The organism is Cupriavidus sp. KK10, assembly GCF_018223725.1.
Taxonomy (GTDB): Bacteria; Pseudomonadota; Gammaproteobacteria; order Burkholderiales; family Burkholderiaceae; genus Cupriavidus; species Cupriavidus necator.
Map to the genome: position 1 here is coordinate 4,195,007 of NZ_CP073677.1, position 17,255 is coordinate 4,212,261.

Genomic DNA, 17,255 nt, shown 5'->3' on the forward strand with positions numbered 1-17,255 from the left:
TGTTTCATACTGCCCCACCTCGCTATGTGGTTGATAAATCTAGAGAACCTTGCCGCGTCGTTGGTATTGTGGGGTGGCCACGCCGTGCCTGGGCACGCGCCACGAGGTCGGCAACGCGATCGGCAGCGAGGGAATGACGATTGAAGATCCACGGTCCATTGGGCAAGGGGTGCTCTGCGGCGACTTCGCCGCGTTCGACCGCAAGCCTGAGGGTCTTGGGACTAATACCAATGAAGGCCGCAGCCTCGGTCAGATTCATCCATCCTTCGGCGGTCCGCTGCTCGCTTGAATAGACGGCAATCCGATGGTGGCTTCGCAGCGCAGTGACACGTTCCTGTGTCCAGTAATTGCCGCGTCCGGTTCGAAGGTCATTGCGATTGAGTATGCTGGCGATCAGCAAATCGGGACAGATCCGGGCAAGTGAGCGTACGGCATCAATTGCTTCGGGGGAAGTATGAGAGGCGTTCTGTCCGCGGCGCCGTCGTGGCACCCGAACCTCGGTATGTACGCCGCCTTTCCAGTGGATCACAAGCACGATTTCGTTCGTTGCATTGTCCACATCGACGACCACTTCATGGATCAACGTTCGTACAATACGCTTCCTCAGGCGGGCGTCGGCCTCTGGCCATATGGACTCCAGCGCCGTAGCAAGGTCGGCAAACTCCTCTGGCATTGCTGAGGGGATCTGGCCGGATGCGCCTACCTGTTGCTCGATGCGCGATTGCAGTTCCTTGACCCTCAACAGGGCATCATTCCAGCGCCGCTCCAACTCGTCGGCGACCAGTCGATTCTCGGGGTCGGCAGCGTCATACTGCTTCTGCGCCCGCTGCGCGGCATAGCGGGCCGCCTGCAGATCTCGCTGCAGCGCTGCCAGCACCTCATCTTGTTTCCGCGTCTCTTCTTCGCGAGCCACGATAGCTGCCTCGATTGCTGCAGGTTGAACGACCTGAAGGACCGCCTGTGCAATGGCCGCGTCGATGCGTGTGCCACCGAATGCGATACAACGGGGCTGCCCTTTGTCCAGCCAGGCGCGATGACAGGAGTAGCGCAAGGCGTCATGCTGCTGGCCCGTGTAGTGTAGCGTGAGCTTGCTCGCGCAGCGACGGCACCGCAGCAGCCCCGCCAACAAAGCCTCCCCGCTCTTCGGCGCACCAGCATGTCCGGCCATCCGCACGTTGGCACTGATCGCGCGCTGGATTCGTTCGAACTCGTCCCAGGCAACGTACCCATCATGGGCTTCGGGAATCAGCGACAGCCATTGATCTCGCGGCTTGCGGCGATCACGCTTACGTGGTTCGCCGTCTTCATAGTGAATCGTGCATTCCGTCTTGCCATAGGCATATGCGCCGCCGTAAATCGGATTGGTCAGGATCTGGTAGACCGTGCCGTAGCTGGGTCGCTTCCAGTGGATTTCTCCGCGCGGTGTGCACGCCGGAAGCTGCAGCCCGTGCTCGAGGAACCATAGCAGTGTCTGGCGTACCGAACCGATCGCGCCGAACTGGCGGAACACCGACCGGATGGCCTCCTGCACACGCAAATCCGGATCCTTCTCCAGGCGCTGGTCTTCGGTCTTACGGTAGCCAACCGGCGCTGCTACGATGAGCTCGCCTCGCTTGGCCTTCTCCCGCCGTGCTTCCAGCGACCGCTGACGCAGCAGGTCCAACTCGTATTCGTTGAGGCTGCCCTTCAGCCCGAGCAGCAAGCGATCATTGCTCTGTCGTGGGGCGTAAACAGTTTCCTGATCGACCAGCACAGTGTCGACGACTCGGCAGACTTCGACCAGTTGCTGCCACTCGCGACTGTTGCGTGCGAATCGCGACACCTCGCGCGCGGCAACAGCGCCGACGCGGCCAAGGCAAACCTCTGCCACCATGCGCTCGAATCCCGTACGCGTCTGAGTTCCGGCCGCAGAGCGACCAAGATCCTCATCAATAACCTCGACCTCATGCCAGCCTAACTGGTGCAGCCGATCCTGCATCGCATACTGCAGTTTCTGGCTTTCCAGGTTGTGGTTGACCTGGTACGCCGACGACTGACGGACGTACAGCACGGCTTTGCGTGCCAGATGCTGCGCTCTGATCTTGTCACTCATCATCGGCCTCCCGTTCGTGCACGGTGGCGAGCAGCCCCCGTCGGTGTTGCCGCAGCAGTTGCGCGAGCAAGCGGATCGTCTGCTGTCGTACCTCCGGCGGCAGGGTTGTCCATTGGGGCGTCTTTGGACAAGGATGGAACAGGTCGAGTTGATTGCCCGGTAGCGGGCTCGTCACGCGTCGCATCAGCACCTCCTGTATGGGACAAAGGATGGTGCTGCGCTTGTACCATACTGGCTTGGACGGCAAGCGACCTATCGGCCAGCAAGCGTCTCAACTCTCGGAGCGCTTCACAGTTGACTACGGGGGACGCTGCAGAGGTGAGGTGACAACAAACTATCGGATCGAACATCCACTGGGGCACCTCCAGCACGCGCGCCGACTCGCGCGAGTCCAGCGCACAGCGCAGAACGATCTCCCCATTCTTCGTGACTGTGTTGAAGATCCACACCCTGCGACCATACCAAGGGTGCCAGCGATACAGAACTTCCCTTGAGTCGGTAATGTGGGCGTTGTGTTGACGGCTTGTATAGCCGCAGTCGCCGTCATTCATCGCTGGGCTTTGTATCACCGGTTCAGTTCCTGCAAAACTGGCTCAAGGCTCAACAGACCGAGGATGCGGCTGCATAACCGGCGGCCTCTGGAAGGCCAAAAACAGAGGGAAGCTCAGTTCAACTTGAAGCCTGCCGGCAGGAATACCGACGAATGGTGTATTGCTATGTATCAGGAATGGCAAGCGATACCTTCCCATACAACATCACCACAACGGTCGACCGGCGTGTGATGAAATGTGGAGACTGTCCTCAAACTGCGCGCGATCGCTCTGCATGGCCCGCGCATCGAGGCAACCCATCTGCGAAAAAGGATATGTCATGCGCTCCAACCTGAAATACCTTTCGACGGCCGCGATTGCGGCGACACTCTGCATTGGCGCATCCGCGCAAACAGCACAGGATGCCGTGCGGCCACCTGCCATTCTTCCGCTCAGCGGCGAGCCAGCGCCCAAGCTGATAGCGTACCCGGCACTTGCCGAGCCGCTTGCGCGCGGCGTAGTCATCGTCCAATTCCGGACGGAGAATTTCCGCGTCATGCCGGTATTTGGCAAGCCAGCAGTCGATATCTCGCCACGCATCGGGCATTTGCACGTAACAGTGGACGACGTTCGTGGCACTTGGGCACATACCAGTGAAGACCCGATCATCGTCGTCGGGCTCACGCCGGGGCCGCACAAGCTTCGGCTAGAGTTGGCTGATCCGAGCCACAAGATCCTGGCTACCGAGGTGGTCGCCGTCACGGTCCCAGATCTGAGAGTTTCGAAACCGCATGAGCATTGATGTATTGCGCGCCCGCCTCTCTCAGGCGGGCGCGCGGACTGCTTCAATGACGAATCTGCTTTAATTCACCTAACGTAAACTCTCAGCCGCGAGCTCCATCTCCATTGTTCTGATGGCGCTCAGGCCGAAACCGCCCCAGCGCCCTTGCAACGAAGATGCTTACGGGTTGCCAAGCCATGCATCGCGCTTTAGAGCCCGAGTCAGCGAGCACGCCAAGCGCACATGCGCGACCCATGGAATCCTGATGGGTGTTGACGGCGCCGCCGCATGCACTGCTGTGATTCCGCCACTTGGTGCCAGGATAGCGGCTGCTACTGTTTCGACGTCTTGTTGACGATTGATCCTGCCCATACCGGTGGCCGCCGTTCGCGCCAAGGACATGCCGCTTCCAATTGTGCGGCCAGACGGAACAGCGTGTCCTCCCGCCCGAAGCCAGACATAAAATGCGAGCCGATTGGCAGATCCGCTTGAGGGTCGATGGAAAGCGGCACTGACATTGCTGGCGTTCCCGTCACGTTCGATAACGCGGTAAACGGTGACTGGCTAAAAACGTGCGCGATCCAGCCAAGCCCATCGACCGATGTTTCCACCCGGTTGTATTCACCAATCCGAGGCGGAAGTCCGGGTAACGTCGGTGTCAGCAGAATGTCGTAGTCGCCGAAGAACCGACCCAGCGCCCGTGTGACCGTATTTCTGACCTGCAATGCCGACAGGAGCTCTACGGCGCCAATCTCAATGCCGTATCGATAGAGCGCGAGCGTTGCAGGTTCAAGGTGTTTTTCATCCACAGTTCGTCCGGTGGCTGCGGCAATGCCGTTGATCCGGAGCGCTGCGTTGGCAGCCCAGATTTTCGCGTTGCATTGCACAAAGGCGTCCCAGCTCACACCCAAGTCTGGCGCTACTTCATGGACATGATGACCCAAGGACTCGAGTGTCCTGGCCACCTTGCTCAAGGCATCAGCAACCCCCGTGTCAGCACGCGCGGCACTGAATGGATTCATCATGAACCCGATCTTCAGGTTTCCCGGCTGCTGCCGGATCTCCGACAGATAGCTGTCTTTGGGTGGGGCAATGTAGTAGGGCTCGCCCACGCCGCCGCCGTGGATGCCATCAAGCAGCGCTGCACTGTCGCGCACAGTTCGACTCACGGCAAAATGCACGCCCAGACCATTCCATACTTCGTCCACGTGGGGCCCGTTCGACACGCGTCCCCTGGTCGGCTTCAGACCGAACAGCCCGTTGCAGGAGGCCGGCACCCGTATCGATCCGCCTCCGTCCGTCGCATGCGCAATCGGAACGATACCGGCGGCCACCGCCGCTCCTGCACCGCCGCTCGATCCGCCCGCGCCATGCTGCAGACTCCAGGGATTTCTCGTCGGGCCGTACAGCACGGGTTCCGTCGTCGTGCTAACTGCCAGTTCCGGCATGGCAGTTCGCCCGAGCGTAATCAGGCCTGCCTGACGGAAGCTCGTCATCACGTACGAGTCTTCCTTTGCGACGGTTCCCATCGCCAGGCGACTGCACATTTCGCTCCTGCGTCCCTGCATGGTGACGCCGAGATCCTTGAGGAGAAACGGCACGCCGCCGAGCGGTCTCGGATCGGCGCTCACGATGCCAGCTGACTGTATCTCCACCTCTTCGGGCCAGTAATCGAGCACAGCATTTACCTGGGGATTGACGGCCTCGATGGCAGCCAATGCGGCTTGCGCCACTTCCATTGCGGTCACTTCTCGCGTGGCGATGAGATGATGCAGCCCCATGCCGTCAAGGGCGGTGTATTCGGCGAGCTTCATGTGGACGTTCTCATTCAGGGACATCGGGAGGGCGCGCATCGCAAGGGCTGCGCACCTGTCTGGTCTGACCGCAGGCAACGAAAGACGTTTGTCCCGCATGGCCCCCCGGGGACTTCATAGTCGAGTGCCTACAGGCATGTGTGATCAATGGCCAGAGGAGCTTACTTAGCTTGACCCACACTGGCCGGCAATGACTCGTGGCGAAGCGCAGTATCGCCCCCGGGCTTCAGCCGCAGGAACAGGATGATGAATGCACACATCAGCAACATCGCTGCCATCAGCAGGAACCCGGGGTAGATGCTGCCGGTCACGGATTTCGACCAGCCGATGATGCTTGGGCCGAAGAAGCCGCCAGACAGGCCAATCGTATTGATCAGGGCAATGGCTCCCGCTCGTGCGTTGCCCTTGATGTACGCGGGCGGGACGGCCCAGAAGACGATGTTGGCCATCCACATCAGGCCGGTGGCGACGCTAACGCATACCAGTGTCACTGCGAGATTGCCGTCGGCGAGGTACCAGCCAATGAAGCAAAGACTGCTTATGGCAGCCGGCAGGGCGATGTGGATTCGACGCTCCTGACGCCTGTCGGAGCTGCGGCCGCCGAAGAAGATGGCAAACGCCGCTGCCACATAAGGAATGGCCGCATACCAACCGAGGGTCTGTGTGCTGGTGACACCGGCGGATTTGATGATTGTCGGCAGCCAGAAGCTCAAGGCGTAGATCGGCGCGATGATGCACAGATAGGCTACCGCCAGGACATACACCTTGGGATCACGCAGTACCATGAGAAACGATTCGTGCCGCCGGTCTGCAGCCGTGTTCGTTTCCGCAGCCAGCGCGCGTTTCTCCGTGTCGTTGAGCCATTTCGCATTGGATGGATCATCGACCAGCAGAAAGTAGGCCGCGACGCCAAGCACGAGGGTGGGGGCGCCTTCAATGAGAAACATCCATTGCCAACCGGCGAGGCTGGCCGTACCGGCGAAAGCCGTCATGATCCACGCCGACAGCGGACCTCCAACAATTCCGCTGAAAGGACCCGCAAGCCAAACTATCGAAATTGCGCCGGCGATGCGGCTCGAACCATACCAGCGCGACAGGTAGAAGAGGACGCCCGGCGCGAAGCCGGCTTCGAAGACGCCCAGCAGAAAGCGCAGGGCGTAGAACACCGGAACGCTATTGACGAACACCATGCACATCGAGGTGATACCCCAGAGCACCATGATGCGGCTGAAGGTAAGCCGGGCGCCAACCCTGGGCAGCAAGAGATTGCTTGGCACCTCGAACAAGACATAGCCCACGAAAAATATTCCTGCCCCGATGCCGTAGGCGGCGTCGGAGAAGCCGAGGTCGCTCTGCATCTGAAGCTTCGCAAAGCCTACATTGACTCTGTCCAGATAAGCGAACATGAAGCCAATGAACAGCAGCGGCAGCAGGCGTATATCTACCTTTCGATAGAGGGACGCACCGTCCCTCCTGCTCCCTGAAATTTGGTCCTTCTGAGACACAGACCTCTCCTTTGGTTGGTGTGCATAGCGTCGCCACGGTGCGCGTCGGCGCCGGCATCCGTGGTCGAAATGGTTTTGGCGTTACTGCATGGCAACTTCGCTTTGTGTCGACCGACACTTCGCGGTGGTCGCGCGTCCGATGGCTGCCCGTGTGCCGTCAGTCCGAAATCGATGTGGGCAGTTGGAACTGCTTATAGTGGTTCGGACATGATCGCAAGCATGGCGTCGCAGAGGACCTGCGCCCCAGCCGCGACATCGACTTCGCGCGCGTTCTCGGCCTCGTTGTGGCTGATGCCCTTCTCGCAAGGCACGAAAATCATTCCGGTGGGAATATGTTGTGCGGTGTACTTGGCGTCGTGGGTCGCGCCGGAAACGATGTTCAGGAATTTCATGGCCCGACCACCAGCAGCTTTGCGCACGGTTGCCACCACGCGATCGTCGAACGTTATCGGTGTGGACCTCAACAGAACCTTCGCTGACACCGGGCAGCCTTCAATCTCGCCGGAGCAAAGCTGAAGGATCGTCTCGCCGGCACGCAGGAGGGAATCGGGGTCGGGATGCCGCAGATCGATATTGAATGTCACCCTGCCTGGCACGGTGTTGGGCGATCCCGGATAAACCTCCAGCCTTCCGACGGTGAAGCGCAGGATATCCTCGGGGTCGTCTATCGCGGCGCGAAGGCATCCGATGAGCGTGGTGGCGGCCACCAACGCGTCTTTGCGATGCCGCAGCGGCGTCGTGCCCGCGTGGGCCTCGGCGCCTAGCAGTTGGATCTCGTAGGCATGAAGCCCTTGAATGCCCGTGACAATGCCCACATCGCATGCCTGGTTCTCGAGCACGGGGCCCTGCTCGATGTGGGCTTCGATATAGGCAAAGCCGCTCATGCCAAGCGGGCGCTTCTCCAGAACCGGCAGCTCGGCGACCTGGGCCGTCAATGCGCTTTCCACATCGATCCCGTTGACGTCCTTGATTGCCAATGCATCGGTCAGCGGCAGCGCGCCGGCCGCAACGGCGGAGCCCATCGTGGGGGGTGGGAACCTTGAGCCCTCCTCGTTCATCCACACAACGAGCTCGATCGGGCGTTCGGTCTCCATGCCGTGATCGTCAAGTGTCTCGAGTACCTCGAAACCTGCAAGCACGCCGTAGACACCGTCGAACCTGCCTCCGGTCGGTTGGGAGTCAAGATGAGAACCCGTCAATACCGGGCTGAGGCCCGGATTCCTTCCGGGGCGGCGGATGAACAGATTGCCGATCGGGTCGATCGAGGTCTGATAGCCACGCCTGGATGCCCACTGGAGCAATAACATCTTGCCCTGGGTGTCTTCTGCGGTGAGCGCCTGGCGGTTGACGCCGCCTTTGGCCGTGGCGCCGATCCTTGCCATGGCGTTGACATGCTCCCAGAGCCGCGGGCTGTTGATGCGGGGACCGACGGGGGTAAGAGAGGAGGAAGGAGTGGGGGCGTTCATCTGGCTACTTGCCTTGTTGCGTCGCTTCGCATGAGCAACGGGTTGCCGCGTTGAAAGTTGTCGCGCGGATATTAAGAGTTCATCTGCGTGCACTGTTTGGTTCGATCTGATGCCTCAGTCCAGTTCGACGCAGACTTCGATCTCCACGCAGGCCCCCAGCGGAATCTGTGCGACACCGAATGCCGACCGCGCATGCTTACCGGCATCGCCGAACACGTCGACGAACAGCTCCGATGCGCCGTTGGTGACCAGATGCTGCCCGGTGAAGTCGGGCGTTGAATTGACCAGGCTCAAGACCTTGACGATGCGTTTGACGCGATTCAGATCGCCGGTGTGGGCCTGAAGCGTCGACAGCAGATCGATCGCGACCGCACGGGCCGCGGCGCGTCCCTCGTCCGTCGACATCGTGGCGCCGAGCTTGCCAACCCACACGTTGCCGTTCTTCTTCGCAATGTGGCCGGAGAGGTAGACAAGGTTGCCGCTCTGCGCACTCATTACGTATGCGGCAGCCGGCGCGCCTGCAGGGGACAGCTCGATGTCGAGTGCTTTCAGTCTTTGGTGGATATCGTGTGATTGCATGATGTTTGTCGATGGAGGGCAATATGGCTGGCGCCACGGGGAGTCATCGCGAGTCATGTGGCGCCAGCAGACCGGTTTCAGTCCGGCATCGGCTCGCGGCCGAAGGCTTCGAGTTCGCGCGCCAGGGACTGCGCGGCCAGTTCGACCAGTGCGCGGCCTTTCTCGCGCGTTGCCAGGCCTGGATCGGAACCGATGCGTCCGTCCGGGAAGCGGGCACGGAAGTCGAGGGCTTCGCGGATCGGGCCGGTCGGGGCAATGGGCGGCGCATAGTCGGCCGACTTGATCGAATCGGGGAAGGCGTACTGCGTGATAGCAATTTCCGAAGGCGTAGCATGCGCGCCGTGGCCGGTCGGGAACTGGTCTCGTGCCAGTTCGCCCACCCCTGCGAGATCCCACCAGTTGCAGAGCTTCAGTGCGAAGCCGGCACGACGACGCGCAAAGCTTGCTTCGGCGTACAACTCGGAGAACGCGGCATCGATCGACGAGACATTGCCGCCATGGCCGTTCAGGAACAGGATTTTTTCGAAACCATGTACCACCAGCGAGCGGGTCCAGTCGCCGATCGCGGCGATGAATGTGGACGGGCGCAGCGAGATGGTGCCGGGAAAGCCGAGGTGATGCTGCGCCATGCCGATGTTAAACGTGGGGGCCACGAGGATATCGGCGGATTTTTCCGCTTCACGCGCAATGATTTCGGGACAGAGCCAGTCCGTGCCCAGCAGCCCTGTGGGACCGTGCTGTTCGTTGGAGCCTATCGGCACGACGATCGTGCGGCTGCGCTTGAGGAACTGCTCGATTTCGGACCAGGTGGAGAGATGTAGAAGCATGACGACTCCTTGTTACCGCTTCGCGGGAAGCTTGTTGGCGAGGATGATCAGTGCGGCGATGATTGGCAGCGCGGCCAGGATCAGCACACCGAGGTGAAGGTTGCCGGTGGCGGTCTTGGCCCACCCGATGATGGCCGGGCCCCAGAAGCCGCCCGATAGCCCGATCGTGTTGATCAGTGCGATGCCGCCTGCAGCCGCCGGGCCCTTGATGTATTCGGAGGGCATGGCCCAGAACACCGTGTAGGCCATCCACAGCGCGCAGGTACCGAGCGTGAGCAACACTAGCGATGCCGCAAGATTGCCGTCGACGAGGATGGACGCAGCGAGCAGCAATCCGCCGACGGTTGCGGGCACGGCACTGTGGAAACGGCGCTCCCCGACCCGGTCCGAGCGGCGGCCCATGTAGTACATGCCGAAGGCCGCGGCGACATAGGGCAGGGCCGAGTACCAGCCGAGTTGCACGGTGTCGTTCACGCCCTGGGCCTTGATGAAGGTCGGCAGCCAGAAGCTGATCGCATAGATCGCGGCGATGATGCAGAAGTACGCCAGGGCCAGCACATAGACCCGGACATCGCGAGCCACGGCCAGGAAGGAATGATTGTGCGCCGCGCTGGATCCGATTTCGTTGGCGAGCTGGCGTTTTTCCTGCTCGGTCAGCCAGGCGGCGTCGGCGGGACGGTTTGGCACGAAATACAGGGCGAGCGCGCCGAGCACGATGCAGGGCAGGCCTTCGACCAGGAACATCCATTGCCAGCCGGCCAGGCCACCGGTGCCTGACAGCGCGGTGATCAGCCATGCCGAGACCGGGCCGCCGACAATGCCGCCGAGCGGGCCGGCAAGGAACACGATCGCAATGGCGCGCGCCATGCGCTGAGGCCCGTACCAGCAGGACAGGTAGTAGATCATGCCCGGGGCAAAGCCTGCTTCGAAGATGCCGAGCAGGAAACGCATGGCGTAGAACATCGGCACGTTGCGCACGAACAGCATGCAGGCCGAGGTGATGCCCCAGAGCACGAGGATGCGGCTGAAGGTCTTGCGTGCGCCGATGCGCGGCAGCATCAGGTTGCTCGGTATCTCGAACAGCACGTAGCCGATAAAGAAGATCCCCGCGCCCACGCCATATGCGGCATCGGAGAAGCCGAGGTCGCCTTGCATCTGAAGCTTCGCAAAGCCGATGTTGACGCGATCGAGGTAGGCGAACAGGTAGCAGATCAGCAGGAAGGGCAGAAGTCGCCAGTTGATCTTGTTGTAGAGGGTTGAGGCGCCGTCTACTGCGCTTTCGCTCGGGATCACCAGCATGCCTGTCTCCAATGTCTTTTATGTGGGTACCGCGTGGATGGATCGGATAGTGGCAGCGGCAAGGGCAATCACCAACAGCAACCATGTCCACACTTCGTTGTCTTCCGGGCAACGCATCGGGTATGGTGTGAGTCTGTCATTGGCCAAGTGGATGATTCGACATGCGTGAAATCAATCAGCAGCGGCTGCGCTACTTCCGCGAAGTGCTTGAGCAAGGCACCATTCGCGGGGCTGCGGAGAGTCTCAACACATCGCCATCGGTGATCACCCGGCAGATCCGGTTGCTCGAGGACGAACTTGGCACGACGCTGTTCGAGCGACAGGCGCGTGGCGTCAGGCCGACCGAGGCCGCCGCGCATCTGCTTGAGTTCTGGCGCGGCTACCGATCGCATCAGGAAAAGCTCGAGGACCAGCTCCATGCACTGAAGGGCCTGCAGCAGGGGCAGGTCCAGCTGGTCCTGAGCGAGGGGTACGTGGATGGGCTGGTCAATGAAGTGCTGGCGCCGTTCTGTGCGCAGTACCCGCAGCTCGACATCGGCATGGAGATCCTCGGCGTGGATCAGGTGCTCGACGCCGTGGCCGAAAGTCGTGCGCACATCGGACTTGCCTTCAATCCGCCGCCACATCCGCGCATCGAGTATCTGGCGAGCTCGTCGCAGCCGGTCGGGCTGCTGGTGCGGCCCGACCATCCCTTGGCATTGCGTGGCGGCGCGGCCAGCGTCAAGGACATCTTGTCCTGGCCGCTGGCCATGATGCCGGCGTCCTTCGGCGTCGGGCACGCCGCCAAGATGCTCGAATTCGCGGAGAACATCAGGATCCGGGCGACGCTGGTCACCAATTCACTGACGGCGCTCAAGCAGTTTGTAGCCTACGAAAACTACATGACGCTGATCGGCGGCGAGTTCGCCGCGTATCGCGAAATCGCTGCCGGCACGCTCACGGTAGTGCCGATCGATCATCCGCTGTTCAGGGGCACCCAGGCGCGCTTGCTGGCCAAGGCCGGACGGCCGCTACCGGCGGCGGCGCTCAAGTTGCTCGAACATATCCTGCGGGACATGCCGATGTTTGCGCAGGGCGGCCATAGATTGCTGTCAGCACACGGGAAATCTGACGGGTACGGGTAAGCAGGCAGCTCCGCAGGATTTCACTGCCTGCGCTGTCCTTTTTTGCGGTGCTGGAGTCAGAAGTCTTCATGGTGATTGAGTTGCATATGCAGCCATTCTGGCGGTCAACATAGCTAATTGCATCAAAACCCATTTAAGACAGGGCTTGTGTCCCGTCTGTATTGCGGTCTGTCCTGATTTGTCACGGAACGTGTCAGCGCCGGACAAATCGCCTCAATGCCCGAGATGGATCCTGAGGCCTTCAGCTGCGTACTATGAGGCCGACCACTTCGCGTGCAACTTGACGATGGGCATTTGCATTTGAGCAGACGTAGAACTGCACACTGAGGGATTTTTGTATGCCAACGTATCGATGGCAGCGGCAGGTACGAACAAATACGTTGGCCCCGGCGATTCACTACAGTAGGAATACAAATCCATTCTTCAATGCTGCATATGCAACAGAAACCCGCCGCGTCGGTTTGGGTGCTTGCAGGTCAAGCAAAATGGTGAAAGACATGACGATGAAAACCACGGTTCGCAGCGCGCTTCGGTTCACAGGTGCCGCCGGTCCTGCAGCCGCCCTGGTTGCCACATTGCTCATTGGCAACGCACACGCGGCAACGCCGAACACGACGCCCGAGATCGGGTTCGTGCAAGTCAATCCCGATATCAAGCTAAGGCGTCTGGTTGTGCACAATGCGCGCGCTAAAGGCACGGTCTTGTTTCTGCACGGATTTCCTGAAACGCTCTACGCGTGGAAAGACGTGGCGTCTTCCCTGGGCCAGGACTATGAGGTTCACGCTTTCGACTGGCCCGGCTATGGCGAATCGTCTCGTCCCGGCGTGGACAAGTTTTCCTATGCGCCCAGGGACTATGCCAAGGTGCTGGTGGATTACATCTCCACGACCGGAATCGATAAGCAGCGGCTGGTGATCTACGCGACCGATATCGGGGCGCTGCCCGCCCTGATGGCTGCCGTCAATGAGCCAGCCATCGCCAGACGGATCATTGTTGGCGACTTTGCACCGTTCAACCGTCCGCAGTTCATGCAGGAGCGACTGCAGGGGCTCAAGGATCCCGCCACCGCGGATGCTGTGCATGCGGCGTTCAACCGGACCCGCGACGAGATCCTGCAGAACGCATTCACGCGTGGGCTTCCCGAGTCCTCACACTATGAAGTCTCGCCGGAGTTCAAGGCAGACATGGCCCGTGGATGGCAGAACGGTGAACTGACCTCTGCTGACGCGTTCTATCAGTACTACACCCGGTTCACACGCGACCAGGACGATTTCGAAGCGAACCTGGCCAAGTTGAAAACGCACGTCATGGTGATCTGGGGCGAGAAGGACATCTACATTCGCAAGGAGATGGGCGAGGAGCTGGCAAGCCGCGCGCATCTGAATCTGAAGCTGTTGCCCGGCATCGGCCATTACCCGCATCTCCAGGACAAGGCCGCGACAATTTCAGAGGTGCGCGCCGCATTCGACGCGGAGTAGGCGAGGCCGCTCCAGCATCTCTCACACGCGATGAATCGTTGCGGATGCAGCCAGCCGGCCCCGCACGAATCGCTTGCTCGCTTCGAAAGACAATCAAGGAAAGTGAAATGAATATCGTCCGAATCACGATGGGTGCCCTGGTCGTCGCCAGCCTTGCCGCGCATCTCCACAGCGCGCAGGCACAGACGCCTGAAGTCCATCGAACCGATCTGGCCAGCCACGACCTTAGCGTCCCGGGTCGGGAAGGCATTCAGGTCCGCGTGGATTTCGACCGCGGCGCGTTCGCACCGAAACACTCGCACCCCGGCGAAGAGATCGCCCACGTGCTGCAGGGGACACTTGAGTACCAGCTTGCCGACCAACAGCCGGTCAGGCTCAACGCGGGCGAGTCGTTATTCATTCCCGCAGGCACGCCACATTCAGCTAGGAACGTCGGCACAGGGCAGGCGTCAGAACTCGCGACCTATATCGTCACGAAGGGCGCCCCACTCGTCGTGCCTGGCAAGTAGGGGGAGGGCAGCGGGCGCGCGAAGTACCACAACCCCGGACCGCATGGCGAAACGCGCCGCTGGTGTGCGGCGGCCGCCGGGCCCGCGCGACGCGGAGGCCTTGCCAAGATGTGAGTGACTGGATGATTATTTGCCGAGTATGGCCTTATTGCGGGCGTCGATGATCTCGGCCGTTTGCGCCGTCGCACCCTCGCCGGCTTCCAGACGCACGTCGCGCAAGCCAAGCGTGCGCGGACCCACGCGCAGGCTGACCGGTTCGACCGGCTTGCCGGTGCTGTCCTCGACGAGGCGGATGGGCTTTCGCGAGCTGCACCATTCGTCGCCCCATTGCATTAGCCCCACGATGATCGGATAAAGGGCCTCTCCCTTTTCCGTCAGTCGGTACTCGGTGCGCCGTTCGCTGCCCTCCGCCACCACCTTCACCAGCACTCCATGCTCGAGCAGCGTGTTCAGTCGCGTGGTCAGCACGTTTCGCGCGATCCCGAGGCGTTGCTGGAAGTCGTCAAAACGAGTCGTCCCCAACGTGCACTCACGCACGATGAGCAGGCTCCACCATTCGCCGATTTGCTCGAGGGCGCCTGCCACGGAGCAGTTCATTCCTGTGAAAGTTTTACGGTGCATAAGCGCAATCATAGATGATTAAGTTGCATCATGCAACTTAATGCGCTATCGTAAGTTTCATCAAGAAACTTACGCGGGCTGTGGTCCTGCAATTCCCTCAATAGGCGGCCGGGTGTGCCGCGAAGGACTCTCACATGGATAGACGTCTTATCGTCCTCGCCAGCGGCATGTTCGCGATTGGCACGGACAGCTTCGTTGTTGCCGGCGTTCTGTCGCAGGTCTCGGCCTCGCTCGGCGTATCCGTGGCGCTGGCCGGGCAGATGGTCACGCTGTATGCGATGAGCTATGCGCTGCTGTCGCCCGTGATCGCCGCGGCGGCAGCCCACTGGCCGCGCAAGCGGTTGCTGCTCGCCGGGCTCGCCGTGTTCGTGGTGGGCAATGTGGTGACCGCCCTGGCGCCGAACATCGAATTGGTGCTGGCCAGCCGGCTGATCGCGGGCCTCGGCGCGGCGATGTTCAGTCCGACCGCCACCGCCACAGGGGCGTCGTTGGTGCCGCCAGAGCAGCGTGGACGGGCGCTTGCCATCGTGATCGGTGGGCTGTCCAGCGCGACGGCTTTAGGCGCGCCGCTGGGCACCTTCATCGGCGGTGCGCTGGACTGGCGGGCGACGATGTGGTTCGTGGCCGCCGTCGGCACGTTGGCCGGGCTGGGCGTGGCCTGGCGCCTGCCGGAGATCCCGACGCCGCCGGCCATCAGTCTGTCGCGCCGGCTCGCACCGCTGGCGGACACTCGCGTGCTGCTGACGCTGCTGACGCTGCTGACCACCTGGATGGTCTATGCGGGCCTCTTCCTCGTCTACACCTACATCGCCCTGAGCTTCGACCGCGCCACTGGTGGCGACTCACGCGTGCTGGCGGCCTTATTGCTGCTGTGGGGTGTGGCGGCGACCGCCGGCAATCTCGCCGCCGGCCGCCTGACCGATCGCTACGGCAGCCGCCGCATCATCAACGTTGCCATCGCCGCCCTGGTCATCGACTTCGCGCTGTTGCCCCTGACGTCGGCATCTCTGGCGAGCGCCGTTCCCGCACTCATTGTTTGGGGCGTGTGCGGCTGGGGTGTGCTGGTCCCGCAGCAGCACCGGCTCATCAGTATCACGCCAGCTGCCGCGCCGCTGTTGTTGGGGCTGAATTCGGCGGCAATCTACATCGGCGTATCGATGTCAGGCGTCATCGGCGGCGCGGCTATCGCCTGGTTCGACCGTCATGCCCTCGGCCTCGTGGGTGCGGTCTTTCTGGTAGTGGCGCTGTTTGTCGCCGAATGGGCGCGACAGCGGATCGCCCGGCCGGAAGTGCGACCGACCGGCGTGGGCGGCGCCACGTCCGGTTCGGCGCGCTGAAGCTGAGGAGCGAACCCCGACAGGCGCGCGGCGCGTGAGTGGATCGAATCACGGATGAATCAATCGATGGATTGGGCAGCAGAGCATGGCAGACAGAAAAGCCGGGCCGCTAGGCGGCGGTGGCTATTGGCAGGTGCGGTACTGGTCGTGACGACTGGCACGCTGGTCGCAACGATGGCATTGAAGGACACGCGTGCGGCAACAGCCCCGGCGGCGTCCGCGCCCGAGGTCTTGGTGAAGACACTGGCGCCCGAGAACGTGCGCGTCTGGGCCAACTTCTCTGGCCGCCTCAATGCGGTGGACGAAGCGCTGGTCCGGCCCGAAGTGGGCGGAAAAATCGTGGAAGTCCGCGTGCGCGACGGGAAAACGGTGAAGGCGGGCGATGTGATGTTCGTCATTGACCCGCGTCCCTACGAGGCCGCCGTGGCCCGTGCCCGCGCCGAACTGGCGTCGACCCGAGCGCGTGCCGAATTCGCAGCCGCCGAGCGTGAGCGTGCCAAGGGCTTGATCGACGCCGAGGCGATCCCGCTGAGCCTGCACGACCAGCGCACCAACGAAGACCGCATGGCCAAGGCGGCCGTCCTGGCGGCCGAAGCCGCGTTGCGCCAGGCCGAGATCAATCTCGACTATGCCTACGTCAAGGCGCCAATTGCCGGCCGCATCAGCCGGGCGGAAGTCACCCTCGGCAACCTGGTCCAGCCCGGCGCGAATGCGCCCGTGCTGACCCGCATCGTGTCGAATGACGGCATCTATGCCGACTTCGACGTCGACGAACAGGCCTACGTCCAGTCTATCCGCCGCCATGCCGAGACCCAGAATAAGGAGTAGCACATCCCGGTGGAAATGCGCGTGCAGGGCGATACGGAGCGCATCTACCAGGGCGTGATCTACACGTTCGACAACAAGATCGACACCCGCAGCGGCACGATCCGCGCGCGGGCGAAGTTCGAGAACCGCGACCGGGCGCTCGTCCCGGGCATGTTCGTCTCGATCGGGCTGGCCGGCAGTGGCGACACGTCGGCCCTGGTGGTGCCGGACGTGGCCGTCGGCAGCGACCAGAGCAAGAAGTTCGTGTACGTGGTTGGCCAGGACAACAAGGTGGCCTATCGGGAAGTCGCGCTCGGCGCGGGGCTCGACGGCAGGCATGTGGTCGCGAGCGGCCTCAAGCCAGGCGAGCGCGTGATCGCGCGCGGGCTGCAGTTCGCGAAGCCCGATGCGACAGTTACGCCGAAGGAACTGGCTGAAGACGAAGTGAAGACCGCCGCGTCGACGGCACCACGCGGGGCGGAGTAG

14 protein-coding genes and 1 pseudogene are annotated in these 17,255 nt (G+C 61.8%); 6 read left to right on the top strand and 9 right to left on the bottom strand.

Annotated elements, in window-relative coordinates; genetic code table 11:
• Positions 1 to 22: 22 nt before the first annotated feature.
• Both KB879_RS19585 and KB879_RS19590 read right to left on the bottom strand, forming a co-directional pair.
• Positions 23 to 2,092, bottom strand: a complete 2,070-nt coding sequence (locus KB879_RS19585) for a recombinase family protein (protein ID WP_211979623.1) — start codon at positions 2,090 to 2,092, stop codon at positions 23 to 25.
• Positions 2,085 to 2,276, bottom strand: a complete 192-nt coding sequence (locus KB879_RS19590; RefSeq protein WP_153956569.1) for a hypothetical protein — start codon at positions 2,274 to 2,276, stop codon at positions 2,085 to 2,087. The genes KB879_RS19585 and KB879_RS19590 overlap by 8 nt, the downstream gene beginning before the upstream one ends.
• 686 nt (positions 2,277 to 2,962) lie before the next feature.
• On the opposite strand from KB879_RS19590, the gene KB879_RS19595 reads away from it, so the two are divergent.
• Positions 2,963 to 3,424: a DUF6130 family protein gene (locus tag KB879_RS19595; protein WP_153954757.1), complete on the top strand. Its 462-nt coding sequence runs from the start codon at positions 2,963 to 2,965 to the stop codon at positions 3,422 to 3,424.
• 311 nt (positions 3,425 to 3,735) lie between these two features.
• Here KB879_RS19595 and KB879_RS19600 read toward each other — a convergent pair whose 3' ends face one another.
• From KB879_RS19600 to KB879_RS19625, 6 genes are all read right to left on the bottom strand, one after another.
• Positions 3,736 to 5,217 (bottom strand): amidase, encoded by a 1,482-nt coding sequence (locus tag KB879_RS19600; protein WP_041228786.1) that lies wholly within the window; start codon positions 5,215 to 5,217, stop codon positions 3,736 to 3,738.
• 161 nt (positions 5,218 to 5,378) lie between these two features.
• On the bottom strand, positions 5,379 to 6,722 hold the full coding sequence (locus tag KB879_RS19605) for an MFS transporter (protein ID WP_013952073.1): 1,344 nt from the start codon (positions 6,720 to 6,722) through the stop codon (positions 5,379 to 5,381).
• A 191-nt stretch (positions 6,723 to 6,913) separates the two neighbouring features.
• Positions 6,914 to 8,188, bottom strand: coding sequence for a M20 family metallo-hydrolase (locus KB879_RS19610; RefSeq protein WP_211979624.1), 1,275 nt, complete (start codon positions 8,186 to 8,188; stop codon positions 6,914 to 6,916).
• A gap of 114 nt (positions 8,189 to 8,302) precedes the next feature.
• Complete coding sequence (locus tag KB879_RS19615; protein ID WP_211979625.1) at positions 8,303 to 8,767, bottom strand: RidA family protein; 465 nt, start codon at positions 8,765 to 8,767, stop codon at positions 8,303 to 8,305.
• A 77-nt stretch (positions 8,768 to 8,844) separates the two neighbouring features.
• A complete protein-coding gene (locus tag KB879_RS19620) occupies positions 8,845 to 9,594 on the bottom strand; it encodes a creatininase family protein (RefSeq protein WP_013952076.1) in 750 nt (249 codons plus the stop codon).
• Positions 9,595 to 9,606: 12 nt separating this feature from the next.
• A complete protein-coding gene (locus tag KB879_RS19625; protein ID WP_211979626.1) occupies positions 9,607 to 10,893 on the bottom strand; it encodes an MFS transporter in 1,287 nt (428 codons plus the stop codon).
• 161 nt (positions 10,894 to 11,054) lie between these two features.
• Here KB879_RS19625 and KB879_RS19630 point away from each other — a divergent pair, with 161 nt between their 5' ends.
• From KB879_RS19630 to KB879_RS19640, 3 genes are all read left to right on the top strand, one after another.
• Complete coding sequence (locus KB879_RS19630) at positions 11,055 to 12,017, top strand: LysR family transcriptional regulator (RefSeq protein WP_211979627.1); 963 nt, start codon at positions 11,055 to 11,057, stop codon at positions 12,015 to 12,017.
• Between the two features lie 497 nt (positions 12,018 to 12,514).
• On the top strand, positions 12,515 to 13,495 hold the full coding sequence (locus KB879_RS19635) for an alpha/beta fold hydrolase (protein WP_249221162.1): 981 nt from the start codon (positions 12,515 to 12,517) through the stop codon (positions 13,493 to 13,495).
• Between the two features lie 107 nt (positions 13,496 to 13,602).
• On the top strand, positions 13,603 to 14,004 hold the full coding sequence (locus KB879_RS19640) for a cupin domain-containing protein (protein ID WP_211979629.1): 402 nt from the start codon (positions 13,603 to 13,605) through the stop codon (positions 14,002 to 14,004).
• 126 nt (positions 14,005 to 14,130) lie between these two features.
• On the opposite strand, the gene KB879_RS19645 is transcribed toward KB879_RS19640, so the two are convergent.
• Positions 14,131 to 14,589 (bottom strand): helix-turn-helix domain-containing protein, encoded by a 459-nt coding sequence (locus KB879_RS19645; protein ID WP_238553114.1) that lies wholly within the window; start codon positions 14,587 to 14,589, stop codon positions 14,131 to 14,133.
• A 170-nt stretch (positions 14,590 to 14,759) separates the two neighbouring features.
• On the opposite strand from KB879_RS19645, the gene KB879_RS19650 reads away from it, so the two are divergent.
• Positions 14,760 to 15,962: an MFS transporter gene (locus KB879_RS19650; RefSeq protein WP_211979630.1), complete on the top strand. Its 1,203-nt coding sequence runs from the start codon at positions 14,760 to 14,762 to the stop codon at positions 15,960 to 15,962.
• A gap of 174 nt (positions 15,963 to 16,136) precedes the next feature.
• Positions 16,137 to 17,255: pseudogene (locus KB879_RS19655) on the top strand (efflux RND transporter periplasmic adaptor subunit).

Coding starts and splice junctions, on each gene's coding strand:
- KB879_RS19590 (WP_153956569.1), bottom strand. CDS start 2,276: ATGCGACGCGTGACGAGCCCGCTACCGGGCAATCAACTCGACCTGTTC.
- KB879_RS19595 (WP_153954757.1), top strand. CDS start 2,963: ATGCGCTCCAACCTGAAATACCTTTCGACGGCCGCGATTGCGGCGACA.
- KB879_RS19615 (WP_211979625.1), bottom strand. CDS start 8,767: ATGCAATCACACGATATCCACCAAAGACTGAAAGCACTCGACATCGAG.
- KB879_RS19600 (WP_041228786.1), bottom strand. CDS start 5,217: ATGAAGCTCGCCGAATACACCGCCCTTGACGGCATGGGGCTGCATCAT.
- KB879_RS19635 (WP_249221162.1), top strand. CDS start 12,515: ATGACGATGAAAACCACGGTTCGCAGCGCGCTTCGGTTCACAGGTGCC.
- KB879_RS19640 (WP_211979629.1), top strand. CDS start 13,603: ATGAATATCGTCCGAATCACGATGGGTGCCCTGGTCGTCGCCAGCCTT.
- KB879_RS19585 (WP_211979623.1), bottom strand. CDS start 2,092: ATGAGTGACAAGATCAGAGCGCAGCATCTGGCACGCAAAGCCGTGCTG.
- KB879_RS19650 (WP_211979630.1), top strand. CDS start 14,760: ATGGATAGACGTCTTATCGTCCTCGCCAGCGGCATGTTCGCGATTGGC.
- KB879_RS19630 (WP_211979627.1), top strand. CDS start 11,055: ATGCGTGAAATCAATCAGCAGCGGCTGCGCTACTTCCGCGAAGTGCTT.
- KB879_RS19620 (WP_013952076.1), bottom strand. CDS start 9,594: ATGCTTCTACATCTCTCCACCTGGTCCGAAATCGAGCAGTTCCTCAAG.
- KB879_RS19625 (WP_211979626.1), bottom strand. CDS start 10,893: ATGCTGGTGATCCCGAGCGAAAGCGCAGTAGACGGCGCCTCAACCCTC.
- KB879_RS19610 (WP_211979624.1), bottom strand. CDS start 8,188: ATGAACGCCCCCACTCCTTCCTCCTCTCTTACCCCCGTCGGTCCCCGC.